We start from the raw sequence: 14211 nt of genomic DNA, 5'->3' as shown, positions 1-14211 counted from the left end.
TGCGCCGGGGTGTCCGGGCGAGGTGCTGGTCGTCCACACGGACGGCGTGAGCGAGGCCCGCGACGCGGCCGGCACCTTCTACCCGGTCGTGGAGCGGCTCGCGGAACGCTTCGGCGGCGCCCGGTCGCCGGACCCGGAGGCGATCGTGGCGTTCCTGCGGTCGGACACGAAGCGCTGGGCGGCCGATGCGGTGGACACCGACGACGACCAGGCCGTCCTCGCGCCGACGCCGGCCCACCCTGGTCACCGAGCTGCCGTCCGGCGGTCGTGAACGGCGCCGTGCGGTGCGCCCGCGGGGGCCCGTCCTCCCACCGCTGACGTGCTCGCATCGCGGGTCGCAAGGGCCTTCGCGGACACCCTGCCGGGGTACGTGCCGGCAGCACAGAGAAGTGCGCTTCCCTCAGGTGATGCGAGCAGTGAGGCCGTGCAGCAAGCTGGGGTCACCGCCCCCTGAGGGGAGGAGGTGATCGTGTGGCAACCGATCCTCGGGACTGGTTCCAGGCCCGTGGCGGGCGCCGCACGTCCGAGGCCGACGGCGCCGGTCCCTGGGCGCTGGAGGAGGTTCTGCGGGATGCCACGGCCGGCATCGCCGTTCTGGGGACGGATCTCCGCTACCTCTTCGCCAATCCCGCCTACTGCCGGATGGCCGGGGAGCCGTCGGAGCAGGTCGCGGGCCGGTCCCCCGGTGCGTCCGCGGAACAGTACCTCGGCCCGGCCGACCTGCCGGCCGGGGTGCTCGACGACGGGATCCCCCGGGCCCGGGTCTCGGGCCCCGGAGGCAGCTGCCACACGACCTGTGTCCGGCTGGAGAACCAGGGGACGGTGACCGGCGTCCTGTGCATCGTGGTCGAGACCCCCGCCCCCGAACTGTACGAAGAGCTGGAACTGGCCCGGGCCCGCATCGCCGCCGCCGACGAGGCCGTCGAGCGAGTCGGGTCCTCCCTCGACGAGGGCGCCACCTGCCGGGAGCTGGCGGACTTCCTCGGCTCGTGGATCGCGGACGCGGCGGCCGTCGACGTACTCCCCGCTCCGCCGCCGAGGGGCTCGCTGGTGACGGACCCCGGTCCGGCCAGGCTGGTCCGCGCCGCCACGGCGGGCGCCGGCGAGCTCTTCGACGACGCGGAGCAGGACGGTGGCAGTGGCCACCCCGCGCAGTCGGCGTCCGCGAAGGCCCTCGCCTCCGGCATGCCGGCCACCGAGCACAGCGTGGGGGCCCGCGCCGCGGTGCTCGCCGTGCCGATCTCGCAGGCGGGCGGCGAGGCCGTGGGGGTGGTCCGACTGGCCCGTACACGCTCGGCGTTCGGCAGGAACGACATCCTCATCGCCCTGCACGCCGCGCGCCGCGCCGCCATCGGTATCGCACACGCCCGTCAGTTCGCCGCGGAGCAGCGGACCGCGGTCGAGCTCCAGCGCGCCCTGCTGACGGAGCCGGGCAAGCCGCACCCCAATCTGCTGTTCGCCACCCGCTATCTACCGGTCGGCACGAGCAATCTCGTGGGCGGGGACTGGTTCGAAACGGTACGCCTCCATTACGGGCGGACGCTTCTCGTCATGGGCGACGTGATGGGCCACGGCGTCGAGGCGGCCGTCGAGATGAACACGTACCGCGCGATGCTGCGCGACGTCGCCGCCGCCGACCTCCCGCCCCACCGGGTGCTGCGGCAGCTCGACATGGCCATCGCCGACACCAGCGCCCGGCCCGCGACCTGTCTGCTGGTGCGCGTGGACCCGGCCAGGATGCTCGCGTCGTTCTCCAGTGCCGGACATCTGCCGCCCGTCGTGTTCACCCACGGCGGGACAGCCGAGCTGATCGACGTACCCGCGGGACCTCCGCTGGGCACGGGCGTCGGCGGGTACGAACTCGTCACCCGCGAACTCACCCCGGACGACACGCTGCTGCTGTTCACGGACGGACTGGTCGAGCGGCGCGACGAGGACATCGACGAGTCGCTGGCGCGGCTGACCCGCGTCCGGCTGCCGTGCGCCACACCGGTGGACGAGCTGGTGGACGCGGTGGTCAGGGAACTGGGCGCGGACAAGGCGGAGGACGATGTGGCCCTGCTCGCGGCGCGCATCCGCCGGCGCGCCAAGGCCGAGGAACAGCCCTTGCTGGAGCGCCCTCGGCATTAGAGCCGGCCGTGGCATGGGCCGGGCAGGCTAGCGGGGCCGCAGCAGCAACAGCGCCACGTCGTCGGCTCGTTCACGGGCCTGATCGGTGTGCCGGACGAGACTGTCGGCGACCTCCTCGAGCGGACGGTCGCCGATCGCCGCAAGGTGCGCACCGAGGTCGGCCAGGGCCTCGTCCAGGTCGGCCCCGGGCGCCTCGACGAGTCCGTCGGTGTAGAGGGCGAGCACGGATCCGGGCAACAGGGACACCGGCGCGGTGGGGTACCGGCGTCAGGTGTTCGGTCCGGACAGCGCACCGGAGGCAGACGACACCCGATGCGACGACCACGTCTGCGGGGACACGGGCGCGCGCCGGGACTCGGGGGCGAGCGACTGCGGCGGCGGCTCCTTCGACGCGGTCCGGCCCGGGATGGGCGGAATCGGCAGGTCGGGCGGGGGCTCTGCCGGGGGAGGCTCGTTCGGGGCCGTTTCGTCGGTCCGGGGCTCCGCCGGCGGGGTCTTCGGGGGCTTGCTCTCCGGAGCCTCGCTCTTCGGGGGCTCGTCCTTCGGGGGCTCGTCCTTCGGGGGCTTGCTCTCCGGAGCCTCGCTCCTCGGGGGCTCGCTCTTCGACGACGGGTTCTTCGGGCCCTCGCTCCTGGACGACGGCGGCGTGGGCGGGCAGCCGGCGTCGCCCTTGCCCGGAGTGCAGCTCCCGGTCTTCGGCGAGTCCTCGTCCTTGGAGTTGTCGGGACGGGCGTTCCCCGGCGGGGTCGGGACATGGGTCGGTGTCAGGGGATGTTCGGGTGGCGGTACGGGCTTGTCGTGGCCGCCCGTGTCGCCGCGGCCGCGGGAGAAGTAGGTGTTCTCCCTGGGGTCGTACACGACGAAGTCGGCCACGACCTGGGGCGCCGGCCGGACGATCACGACGTTGGACTGCTCGAATCCCTCCCAGCTGTCACCGGTCCGCTTGAACGTGCTCCGGGACAGGTCGGGTGGCGTCAGCGGATTGCCGCAGGCGCAGCGCACCTGCGGCACTCCGTGGCCGTCGACGAGCACGGCCGTGCCGGCCTGCAGCACGGCCTGGTAGCCGGTCGCGGCACCGTCCTTGTAGCCGTGGTTGGTGACCCATGTGTCCACGCGCAGTTGCACGGCCGTCAGGGAGCGCAGATGGGCCGGGACGGCGGGCGGCTCGATGCGCAGGACCCCGGCGAAGGCACGGTTCTTCGCCGGATCGGCGGTGAGGAACCCGATCTGCTTCTCGATGTCGCAGCTGGCGGCGTTGCGCGTGCCGCCGTACAGACCGGGTGTCGCGCCGTCCACGTCCCGCACGTTGCCCTCGGTCGGCGACGTGGGGGGCGCCGTGGTGGGGACGGCGGCGGGCGGTTCCTCGGCAGTGCCACCGGCCGTCGACTCGGTGAAGGGGTCGCGGCCGGTGGCGTCCGCGGCCTGGAGGACGAGTTCGTCACGGGCGCCGGCGGGGCCGCCTCCGGGGCGGGTGAGGACGACGGAGATGACGACCGCCGCGACGACGAGGGCCGTGACCGCGGCGATCTTGGGGACGGACCGGTACCACGGCTCGCCACCGCCCCCCGCACCGCCGCCGGCCGCTCCCCCACCGCCGGGGCCACCGGGTCCGCCGGGGCCTCCCTGCTCCCCGGTCCCTCCCGCTCCGGGGCCGCCGGGACCTCCCGCGCCGCCCGCGCCTCCGCGAGACGGTCCGCCGCCACCGCTGGTCGGGCCGCTGGGCGGTCCGGGCGGTGAGGACGGTGGCGCCGGCTCCCGGCCTGACAGCGGGCCCGAAGGAGGTCCTGTCGGTCGGCCTGACGGCGGCTGGTCGCTCACGGGCGCTTCTTCCAGGCAGCGGAGCTCGCTTCCTCACTCCTGTTCCCCTTGCCCCAATTGTGTGCCCCTGCTCCGTACGGCCCGCAAGCCGACGCGGTCGGACCCGCCGGGCGCGCGCAGGCCCTCGGCCTTGTTTACGGTGACAGCGTGAGCGAGCACCGCGGCAGCGTGAACCGGCGGGGATCCACCGCCCGGAGCGGCGCCGCGCGCGGCGTCCGCGACTGGACCGACGCGCTGTTGGCGGTTGTCGCGGGTCTGGTCACCATGATCGTCGTGGCGGCTCTCGGGCTGTGGGCGGCGGGCGGCACCGATCTCCCCGAGAGTGCGTTCCCGCGCGTCGTCGCCGCCGTTGTCGTGATGGCGGCGGGCGGCTCCGTGGGGCTCGCCGGGGACGCGGGGGTCATCGCCGAGTCGCAGGCGGAGCTGACCGCCGTGCCGCTGTCCGTCGGCCTCGCCGGCGCGCTGGTGACCGCAGAGCTGTTCCTGCGTCCACTGCGGCACCGTGCCGTCGCGGGGACCGGCGAGCTGCTGGGCCGCTTCGCCCGGCTGGCGTTGCTGTGGCTCGCGGCGCTCGCGGGCCTGGCCGCGTTCGCGCGGCAGAGCTTCCAGATCTCGCTCGGCGAGGACTCGCTGATCGGTGACATCGGCGACCTCCTCGACGCCAGGCCGCAGGTCGGCTTCGCGGCGGACGTGGGGCTCACGCTCCTGTACGGCCTGCTGTGGCTGATCGGTGTGATCGCGGTGGCGCTCCTGGTGTCGCGTCGGGCGCCGCTGCCCACCCGGCTGGTGCGTTTCCAGGAGTCGGTGCGCCCGGCGGCGTTCGCGATGGTGGCGCTGCTGCTCGCGTACGTCGTCCTCGGCCTGTGCATCGGTCTGGTCGTCGCCGCGACACAGGGGCACGCCGCCCGGACCTTCGCGGTGATCCTGCTCGGACTGCCGAACCTGATGTGGCTCGCGCTCACGCTGGGCCTCGGCGCGTCGTGGGACGGCAAGGTGCAGGGGCCGTTCGGGTTGCCGATGCCGCAGGTGCTGGACGAGGTGCTGCGTACGCCGGAGGGCGGGACGCTCAACCTCGCCACGCTCTCCGAGCGCGACGGCCGTGCATGGTGGCTGCTGGTGGCAGCGGTGGTGCTGGTGCTCGGTGCGGCCTTCCTGATGGCCGTGCGGTCCCCGGCCCGGATGCGGCCCTGGGAGCACGCCCTGCACATGGGCATCGCGCTGGCTCTCACCACGCTGGTCGTCTGCCTCCTCGTCCGGGTCACCGCACGGTACGGGCTGTCGCTGATCGGCATCGGCGAGGTCGAGGGGCTCGGCGGGGAGGTCGCGCTGGATCCGCGGCTCTGGGGGGCGGTCGGTATCGGTCTGGCCTGGGGCCTGGTCGCCGGCCTGCTCGGCTCGGTCCTCGCCGCCCCGGTCCGCCGCCGCGGCAAGGTCCCGGCCCCACCGGACCGCCCGTAGGCACGAGGCCTTTTCGTCGAAGCGCGTCCGGCGCTGGAGGACGGACGAGCGGGCCCGTCCGGACGGTACCGGTGGCCGATCCGAACCCGTTCTGCAATTGAGGACGGACACGCGGGCCCACGCGGACCGTACGGCCCCGCCGCGGACGCGGGCACCCGCACCGTCACCCGCCGCTGCGCCAGCCCGCCGTGTCCTGGGTCGGGGACGAGGACTGCGGCGGAGGCGGGGAGGCCTGCGGGTCCGAGCCGTCCAGGGGGACGCTGCGTGTGGGGGGCGCGGGTGTGGGCAAGCCGTCGGCGGCGGTACCGGAGGGCGTGGGCGTGCCCAGGGGCGGGGAGTCCGACGCGAACGTGGCCAGCCGGGTGCCGTCGCAGTACATCCACCGCTCCTGCTCACCGTCGTACAGCCACAGCGACTCCCCGTCCACGACCACGCCCACCCGCACCCCCTGGGTGCTCCGGCGGAACGTCTCCCCGTCCGACCCGCCCCCGGCGAGGGACTCCGCCGCTCGCCGGTACTGTCCCAGCGCCTCCTCCGCGCGAGCGAGCAGCGGGCGCGGATCCACCGCGCGGTCGAGCGGCCGGCCGGCGCTCGGCGGGTCCTGCGGTACCGGGACGAGCAGCCGGCCGTCGACCCAGGCCGACCAGCCGTTGGCGCAGAGCACCCGGCCCCAGTCGCCGCGCCGGTCGACGACCTGGACCGGCAGATAGGCGTCGAGCGGCGCGCTGGGACGGCTCGCGTCGGGCGACTCCCAGGTCTGCATCCCGTCGCCGGGGACGACATGCGTGGGCCGGAACCCGGGCACGGAAGCGGAGTCGGTCATGTCGCCACCACCCTCTACTTCCGCATGACCGCGGGTTCATGGCGCCGCAGCAGCCGCGCGACGACGCCCAGGAGCACGACGCAGAACACCACCATCACGCCCATGTTCTGCAGCCAGAGCCCGGCGGAGTGCCCGAACAGCGGATCGTCGGTGTCCGGCGTCGGCACGATCCGGGCGATGTCGACCGACCCGGCCATGGCCGCGAAGCCCCACCGGGCCGGCACCAGCCACGCGAACTGCTCCAGACCCGCGACGCCGTTCAGCTTCAGCAGGGCACCGCAGAAGACGATCTGGACCATGGTGAGGAGGACCAGCAGCGGCATGGTGACCTCCTCCTTGGGGACCAGTGCGGAGATGACGAGGCCGAGCATCATCGCCGTGAGCGACAGCAGCGCGACGGCCACGGTGATCTCGAGGAGCGGCGGCATCAGGTTGCCCTGACCGCCGGGGGCGTTGAGGTCGACCCCGAACAGTCCGACGAGGGTGAGCACGACGGCCTGGGCCGCGGTGATCGTGCCCAGGACCACGACCTTCGACATCAGATACGCGGATCTGGAGAGTCCGACGGCACGCTCCCGCCGGTAGATGACGCGTTCCTTGACGAGCTCGCGCACCGCGTTCGCCGCGCCGGTCAGGACCGCGCCCACGCACAGGACGAGCAGGGCGTCCAGCGCCGTCTCCTCGGTGAATCTGCTGCCGGCCAGGCCCCGGGCCATGAGGCCCATCCCGATCGGCAGCGCGATCATGATGATGATGAAGGTGCGGTCGGCGCTCAGCACGGCCGCGTAGCGCCGTACGAGCGTGCTCAACTGGTCGAACCAGCTCTGCGACTTGGGCGGCGGCGTGAAGTCCGCGGGATGCCTGTCCTCGTCGAGCCGGGGCTGCGGGCTGCCGACGGCGATGTACTGGCGGTGGTACGAGGATACCCGGTACTCCCCCGCCCAGTCGCGGTCACGGTCGTTCTCGAACGCCTCGAAGGCCTCGGGCCAGTGATCGAAACCGAAGAACGAGAGGGCCTCGTCGGGCGGCCCGTAGTAGGCGATGCGGCCCCCGGGCGCGAGGACGAGCAGCCGGTCGCAGACGTCCAGGCTGAGCACGCTGTGGGTGACGACGATGACGGTGCGCCCGTCGTCGGCGAGCCCGCGCAGCCGGTGCATGACCGAGCGGTCCATGCCGGGGTCGAGTCCCGATGTCGGCTCGTCGAGGAACAGCAGCGACGGTTTCGTCAGCAGCTCCAGGGCGACGCTGACGCGTTTGCGCTGGCCGCCGGAGAGGGTGTGGATGGGCTGGTCCGCGCGCTGCTCAAGGCCCAGTTCCCGGATGACCTCCTCGACCCGCTCGTCGCGTTCCTCGGGCGCGCTGTCCCCGGGGAAGCGCAGTTCGGCCGCGTACTGCAGGGCCCTGCGCACCGTGAGCTGGAGGTGCAGGATGTCGTCCTGCGGTACGAGTCCGATGCGCCGGCGCAGCTCGGCGTAGTCGCGGTAGAGGTCGCGGCCGTCGTAGAGGACGGTGCCGTGATCGGCGGGGCGCAGTCCGGTGAGCGCGTTGAGCAGCGTGGACTTCCCCGCGCCGCTCGGCCCGACGACGGCGAGCAGGCACTTCTCGGCGACGGGGAAGGACACACTGTCGAGAAGGACCTTGCGTCCGCCGTCCACGGCGACGGCGAGGTTCTGCACGTCGAGCGAGATCTCGCCGGAGTCGACGAACTCCTGCAGCTCGTCGCCGATGAGGCAGAAGGTGGAGTGGCCGATGCCGATGATGTCGTTCTCGGTCACCGGGGCGCGGGCGACGGGCCGGCCGTTGAGGTAGGTCCCGTTGTGGCTGCCGAGGTCGGCGATCTCGTACGTGCCGTCCCGGTGCGCCCGCAGTTCCGCGTGCCGGCGGGAGACGATCAGATCGTCGATGACGAGGTCGTTGTCCCGGGCGCGGCCGATCCGCACGGTGCGGGTGAGCAGCGGGCGGACGGTCGTGGGCTGCTTGAAGGTGTGCGTGGCGGAGGGCAGGGAGACGGCGGACGGGTGCACGGCAGGGTGCCCGTCCGGCGGGGTTGCGGCGCGAGCGGGCTCGGCGGGGCGGACAGGCGCGGGAGGGGCGGGATGCGCAAGAGGCGTGGGGGACGCGGGTGGGGCGGGATGCGCACGAGGCGTGGGGGACGCGGGTGGGCGGGGACGCGACGCAGGAGGCGGGGGCGGCGGGGGAGGCGCGGGCTTGGGCTCGGCCTCGGACACCCTGTTGATCACGGCCCGTGGCCCGTCGGCCGGGTTGCCGAACCGCAGGACACTGCCGGGCCCCACGCCCCACTCGTTGATGCGATGGCCGTCGGCGTAGGTGCCGTTGGTGCTGTTCACGTCCTGGACGGTCCAGTGCCCTCCCTCGGTGCGCAGCACGGCGTGGTGCCAGGACACACGTGCGTCGTCCAGCACGATCTCGCTCGTGGGGTCGCGTCCGACGTGGTACTCCCGACCGGGGCTCATCAGCAAGGAGCCCCCGTCGGTCTCGAGGACGAGCTGGGGCGCGTTCGGCGCGACGGGACGCTCTCCCATGCCACGATTCTAACTTTCACCCCTTTTGGGCGCCCGATATGAGGAGCCGGAAGAGAACCGCGGCCGCTGGAGAGCGTCAGGCGACGGACCCGATGACCTGCTCCGGGGCGGGCGGCCCGTCGTGGTGGATCGGGGTGTGCGCACCGGTCAGCGAGACCCCGCTGCCTCCGCGCCGGTCGGCGACGATCTCCGCGGCGATCGACAGGGCCGTCTCCTCGGGCGTCCGGGCGCCGAGGTCGAGGCCGATCGGCGAGCGCAGCCGGGCGAGCTCGAGTTCGGTGACGCCGACCTCACGCAGCCGCGTGTTGCGGTCCTCATGGGTACGTCGGGAGCCCATCGCGCCGACGTACGCGACGGGAAGCCTCAGCGCCAGCTCCAGCAGGGGCACGTCGAACTTGGCGTCATGGGTGAGGACGCACAGCACCGTACGGCTGTCGACGTCCGTCGACGCGAGGTACTCGTGCGGCCACCGGACGACGATCTCGTCCGCCTCGGGGAAGCGCGGCCTCGTCGCGAACACGGGCCGCGCGTCGCACACGGTCACGTGGTAGCCGAGGAACTTGCCCGCCCGCACCAGCGCCGACGCGAAGTCGATGGCACCGAACACGATCATCCGGGGGGCGGGCACGCTGGATTCGACGAGCAGGGTGAGCGGCTGCCCGCAGCGCGAGCCGTCCGCACCGATCCCGACGGTGCCGGTCCGGCCGGCGTCCAGGAGGGCGCGGGCCTCGCCCGCCGCGGTGCGGTCCAGTTCGGGGTGCCCGCCCAGGCCGCCTTCGTAGGAACCGTCCGTACGGACGAGGAGGGCACGCCCCAGCAGTTCGGCCGGGCCGTCGGTGATCCGCGCGACCGCCGCCGCCTCCCCTCGCGCGGCGGCGGCCAGCGAGGCAGCGAACGTCGTCCTCGCGGGAGAGTCCGCGCGTACCGGGGTGACGAGGATGTCGATGATCCCACCGCAGGTCAGGCCGACCGCGAAGGCGTCCTCGTCGCTGTACCCGAAGCGCTCGAGAACGGTTTCGCCGTCCTCGAGCGCCTGTCGGCACAGGTCGTACACGGCGCCCTCCACGCAGCCTCCGGAGACCGACCCGATCGCCGTGCCGTCGCTGTCGACGGCGAGTGCGGCACCGGGCCGGCGGGGCGCGCTGCCGCCGACCGCCACCACGGTGGCCACGGCGAAGTCGCGTCCCTGCTCGACCCACCGGTGCAGCTCGTCGGCGATGTCCAGCATGTCGGTCTCCTCGGGGTTCTGCGGATACGTGGAGGGCGCTCGGGGGGTCAGTGGACCCCCAGCCACCCTTCGACGGGGTGGAGGGCGAAGAACACGACGAAGATCGCGGTCAGGCCCCACATGAAGCCGCCCACCTCACGGGCCTTGCCCTGGGCGACCTTGATGGCAACGTACGAGATGACACCGGCGGCCACACCCGCGGTGATGCTGTAGGTGAACGGCATCAGCACAACGGTGAGGAAGACCGGGATGGCGACCGAGCGGTCGCTCCAGTCCACGTGCTTGGCGTTCTGCATCATCATCGCGCCGATGACGACCAGGGCCGCGGAGGCGACCTGGGGCGGCACGATCGCGGTCAGCGGGGTGAAGAACAGACAGGCGGCGAAGAACAGGCCGGTGACGACCGAGGCGAGCCCGGTCCTGGCACCCTCGCCGACGCCGGTGGCCGACTCGACGAACACGGTCTGGCCGGAGCCGCCCGAGACACCGCCGATCGCACCGCCCGCACCGTCGATGAACAGGGCCTTGGACAGGCCGGGCATCCGACCCCGCTCGTCGGTGAGGTTGGCCTCGGTGCCCACGCCGATGATGGTGGCCATTGCGTCGAAGAAGCCGGCCAGCACGAGCGTGAAGACGATGAAGCCGACGGTCATCGCGCCGACGTCACCCCAGCCGCCGAACTCGACCTGGCCGAAGAGCGAGAAGTCGGGCATGGAGACCGCGCCGCCGGTCAGCTCCGGCGGGGCCATGTTCCACGCCTTGGCGTCGAGACCGGCCACGTTGTGGACGACGACGGCGACGAGCGTACCGGCCACGATGCCGACGAGGATCGCGCCGGGGATGGCGCGGGCCTGCAGCATGAAGATCAGCAGCAGGGTGAAGCAGAAGATCAGGACGGGCCAGCCGGCCAGTTCGCCGCCCACGCCGAGGGTGACGGGCGGGCCGAACTCCGGGCCCCTGCCGACGAAGCCCGACTTGACCAGGCCGATCAGGGCGATGAACAGGCCGATGCCCATGGTGATGCCGTGCTTCAGCGCGAGCGGGATCGCGTTCATGATGAGCTCGCGAAGACCGGTGACCACCAGGAGGCAGATCACGAGGCCGTACAGGACGCACATGGCCATGGCCTGCGGCCAGGTCATCTGGGGCACTACTTGCGAGGCGAGAACGCCGGACACGCTCAGACCGGCCGCGAGGGCGAGCGGAACCTTGCCGACGAAGCCCATCAACAGGGTGGTCGCCGCGGCCGCGAAGGCAGTCGCAGTGATGAGTCCCGGCTGGCCGAGGACGTTGCCCGCAACGTCCTTGCCATTGAGGATCAGTGGGTTGAGCAGGAGGATGTACGCCATCGCCATGAAGGTGGTGATGCCGCCGCGCACCTCGCGCGCGACCGTCGATCCTCGTTCGGATATGTGAAAGTACCGGTCGAGCCAAGACCTACCGGCGGGGACGTGCGAGCCGGGGCCCGCGTCCTCCGCGGCGGTCTTCGGCTCCACTGACGACTGGGTCATGGTGCCTACTCCCAAGGTTCACAGGGGCACCCGCATAAGACGTGAAGTGTCGGACAAGCTGCGGGATTTGGGATCTTGCGTGGGCTGCACGACCCGGGGGACGGCCCGAGACGAACGACTGCTGCTACCTGTTGTTGCTGATGGTGCTCGTACTGCGGGTACTGCGGATACTGCTGGTACTGCGCGGTGGTCCCGTGGCGCGAGCGGTGCGGTACGGGTTCCTCCGGACGGTGCGGGCCTGGACTCCGACGTTCCGGGCAGGACGCACCGTCCGGGGAGGTGGGCGAGCCGGTCAGGTCCCCGTGAGGTGCTCGGGGCGTACCGGCGTCCTGTTGAGCTCCAGACCGGTCGCGTTCCGGATCGCCGCGAGGACGGCCGGCGTGGACGACAGGGTCGGGGCCTCGCCGATGCCACGGAGCCCGTACGGGGCTTGGTCGTCGGCGAGTTCGAGCACGTCGACCGGGATGGTCGGCGTGTCGAGGATCGTGGGGATGAGGTAGTCCGTGAAGGAGGGGTTGCGCACCTTCGCGGTCCTGGGGTCGACGATGATCTCCTCCATGACCGCCACGCCCAGGCCCTGCGTGGTGCCACCCTGGATCTGGCCGACGACAGACAGCGGGTTGAGCGCCTTGCCGACGTCCTGGGCGCAGGCCAGCTCGATGACCTTCACCAGGCCGAGCTCGGTGTCCACCTCGACGACCGCGCGGTGCGCGGCGAACGAGTACTGGACGTGGCCGTTGCCCTGGCCGGTGCGCAGGTCGAAGGCCTCGGTCGGGCGATGCCGCCACTCGGCCTCGACCTCGACGGCCTCGCCCTCCAGGACGTCCACCAGGTCGGCGAGGACCTCGCCGCCGTCGGTGACGACCCTGCCGCCTTCGAGCCGCAACTCGGCGGTGGCCCAGGCCGGGTGGTACGTACCGAACTTGCGGCGGCCCAGCTCCAGGACCTTCTCGCGGACCAGCTCCGAGGAGTTCTTGACGGCGCCGCCGGTGACGTAGGTCTGCCGGGAGGCGGACGTCGAGCCGGCGGAGCCGACCTGCGTGTCGGCGGGGTGGATGGTCACCTGCGTGACACCCAGCTCCGTACGGGCGATCTGGGCGTGGACGGTGACACCTCCCTGGCCGACCTCGGCCATCGCGGTGTGCACGGTCGCGACCGGCTCGCCGTTGATCACCTCCATCCGCACCTTGGCGGTGGAGTAGTCGTCGAAGCCCTCGGAGAAGCCGACGTTCTTGATGCCGACGGCGTAGCCGATGCCGCGGACGACGCCCTCGCCGTGGGTGGTGTTGGACAGACCGCCGGGCAGCGCGCGCACGTCGGCGCCCTCGGTGGTCACCCACTGCTGCTCGGGCGGCAGGGGCATGGCCTTGACGCGGCGCAGCAGTTCGGCGACCGGGGCCGGGGAATCGACCCGCTGCCCCGTCGGCAGGAGCGTGCCCTGCTCCATGGCGTTGAGCTGCCGGAACTCGACCGGGTCCATGCCCAGCTCCTTGGCGAGCTTGTCCATCTGGGCCTCGTACGCGAAGCACGCCTGGACCGCGCCGAAGCCGCGCATGGCGCCGCAGGGCGGGTTGTTGGTGTAGAGCGCGATCGCCTCGATGTCGACGTCGTCCACGACGTACGGCCCGACGGAGAGCGAGGAGGCGTTGCCGACGACCGCCGGGGACGCCGACGCGTATGCGCCGCCGTCCAGGACGATCCGGCACTTCATGTGCGTGAGCTTGCCGTCCTTGGTGGCGCCGTGCTCGTAGTGGAGCTTCGCCGGGTGGCGGTGCACGTGACCGAAGAAGGACTCGAACCGGTTGTAGACGATCTTGACCGGCTTGCCGGTGCGCAGTGCCAGCAGACAGGCGTGGATCTGCATCGACAGGTCCTCGCGGCCGCCGAAGGCGCCGCCGACGCCGGAGAGCGTCATGCGGACCTTCTCCTCGGGCAGGCCGAGGACCGGGGCGATCTGGCGGAGGTCGGAGTGCAGCCACTGGGTGGCCACGTACAGGTCGACGCCGCCGTCCTCGGCCGGCACGGCGAGGCCGGACTCCGGACCGAGGAAGGCCTGGTCCTGCATGCCGAACGTGTACTCGCCCGTGACGATCACATCGGCTCGGCCGGCGGCCTCGTCGGCGTTGCCGCGGACGATCGGCTGGCGGTGGACGATGTTCGGGTGCGGGACGTGGCCCGCGTGGTGGTCGTCGCGGCCGGGGTGCAGGACCGGCGCGTCGGGCGCGGTCGCGGAGGCCTCGTCGGTGACGACGGGCAGCTCCTTGTACTCGACCCTGATCTTGGCGGCGGCGCGGCGTGCGGTCTCCGGGTGGTCGGCGGCGACGAGGGCCACCGGCTCGCCGTGGTGGCGTACGACGCCGTGGGCGAGGACCGGGGTGTCCTGGATCTCCAGGCCGTAGTTCTTCACCTCGGTCGGCAGGTCGTCGTAGGTCAGCACGGCGTAGACGCCCGCCTGGGCGAGGGCCTCGGAGATGTCGATGGAGACGATCTCGGCGTGCGCGACGGTGGAGCGCAGGATCTGACCCCACAGCATGTCCTCGTGCCACATGTCAGAGGAGTACGCGAACTCTCCGGTGACCTTGAGGGTGCCGTCGGGGCGGAGCGTGGACTCGCCGATGCCGCCCTTGGTCTGCGATCCCTGGGTGACCTTCGTGGGAGTGCCTGCCGGAGCGGCGGCGACTCGGGGATTCAGCGCCATGG

9 protein-coding genes and 1 pseudogene are annotated in these 14211 nt (G+C 72.4%); 3 read left to right on the top strand and 7 right to left on the bottom strand.

The features are described from left to right. Positions 1-22 precede the first annotated feature (22 nt). Together ABT078_RS00835 and ABT078_RS00830 are read left to right on the top strand one after the other, a co-directional pair. A complete protein-coding gene (locus tag ABT078_RS00835) occupies positions 23-271 on the top strand; it encodes a SpoIIE family protein phosphatase (protein ID WP_351222357.1) in 249 nt (82 codons plus the stop codon). A gap of 200 nt (positions 272-471) precedes the next feature. Further along, on the top strand, positions 472-2130 hold the full coding sequence (locus ABT078_RS00830; protein WP_351222355.1) for a SpoIIE family protein phosphatase: 1659 nt from the start codon (positions 472-474) through the stop codon (positions 2128-2130). Positions 2131-2157: 27 nt separating this feature from the next. Here ABT078_RS00830 and ABT078_RS00825 read toward each other — a convergent pair. Then, positions 2158-2391 (bottom strand): annotated as a pseudogene (locus ABT078_RS00825) (SpoIIE family protein phosphatase); the annotation flags it as partial. A gap of 6 nt (positions 2392-2397) precedes the next feature. Then, the gene (locus tag ABT078_RS00820; RefSeq protein WP_351222353.1) at positions 2398-3948 is read right to left on the bottom strand and encodes a DUF6777 domain-containing protein; all 1551 of its coding nucleotides are present in this window, start codon (positions 3946-3948) and stop codon (positions 2398-2400) included. Between the two features lie 147 nt (positions 3949-4095). Here ABT078_RS00820 and ABT078_RS00815 point away from each other — a divergent pair, with 147 nt between their 5' ends. Next, positions 4096-5406 carry a streptophobe family protein gene (locus ABT078_RS00815; protein WP_502981120.1) on the top strand — a complete coding sequence of 437 codons (1311 nt, stop codon included), beginning with the start codon at positions 4096-4098 and terminating at the stop codon, positions 5404-5406. 163 nt (positions 5407-5569) lie between these two features. Here ABT078_RS00815 and ABT078_RS00810 read toward each other — a convergent pair whose 3' ends face one another. The 5 genes from ABT078_RS00810 to ABT078_RS00790 form a co-directional block, all read right to left on the bottom strand. Next, on the bottom strand, positions 5570-6229 hold the full coding sequence (locus ABT078_RS00810) for an SH3 domain-containing protein (RefSeq protein ID WP_351222351.1): 660 nt from the start codon (positions 6227-6229) through the stop codon (positions 5570-5572). A 14-nt stretch (positions 6230-6243) separates the two neighbouring features. Beyond that, entirely contained in the window at positions 6244-8772 is a 2529-nt protein-coding gene (locus ABT078_RS00805) for an FHA domain-containing protein (RefSeq protein ID WP_351222349.1), read from the bottom strand. A 76-nt stretch (positions 8773-8848) separates the two neighbouring features. Further along, complete coding sequence (locus ABT078_RS00800; RefSeq protein ID WP_351222347.1) at positions 8849-10000, bottom strand: XdhC family protein; 1152 nt, start codon at positions 9998-10000, stop codon at positions 8849-8851. Positions 10001-10047: 47 nt separating this feature from the next. Beyond that, positions 10048-11511, bottom strand: coding sequence for an NCS2 family permease (locus tag ABT078_RS00795; RefSeq protein ID WP_351222345.1), 1464 nt, complete (start codon positions 11509-11511; stop codon positions 10048-10050). A 292-nt stretch (positions 11512-11803) separates the two neighbouring features. Next, positions 11804-14209 (bottom strand): xanthine dehydrogenase family protein molybdopterin-binding subunit, encoded by a 2406-nt coding sequence (locus ABT078_RS00790; RefSeq protein WP_351222343.1) that lies wholly within the window; start codon positions 14207-14209, stop codon positions 11804-11806. Between the last annotated feature and the right edge of the window lie 2 nt (positions 14210-14211).

Origin of the sequence: Streptomyces sp. NPDC002133 (genome assembly GCF_040296405.1) — a bacterium.
In the GTDB taxonomy this organism is placed as follows: domain Bacteria; phylum Actinomycetota; class Actinomycetes; order Streptomycetales; family Streptomycetaceae; genus Streptomyces.
This window is presented reverse-complemented; position numbering and strand designations above follow the sequence as displayed.

What these genes read in the sequence shown, in the direction of transcription:
- ABT078_RS00810 (WP_351222351.1), bottom strand. Translation starts at nt 6,229, where the DNA reads ATGACCGACTCCGCTTCCGTGCCCGGGTTCCGGCCCACGCATGTCGTC.
- ABT078_RS00805 (WP_351222349.1), bottom strand. Translation starts at nt 8,772, where the DNA reads ATGGGAGAGCGTCCCGTCGCGCCGAACGCGCCCCAGCTCGTCCTCGAG.
- ABT078_RS00800 (WP_351222347.1), bottom strand. Translation starts at nt 10,000, where the DNA reads ATGCTGGACATCGCCGACGAGCTGCACCGGTGGGTCGAGCAGGGACGC.
- ABT078_RS00795 (WP_351222345.1), bottom strand. Translation starts at nt 11,511, where the DNA reads ATGACCCAGTCGTCAGTGGAGCCGAAGACCGCCGCGGAGGACGCGGGC.
- ABT078_RS00790 (WP_351222343.1), bottom strand. Translation starts at nt 14,209, where the DNA reads ATGGCGCTGAATCCCCGAGTCGCCGCCGCTCCGGCAGGCACTCCCACG.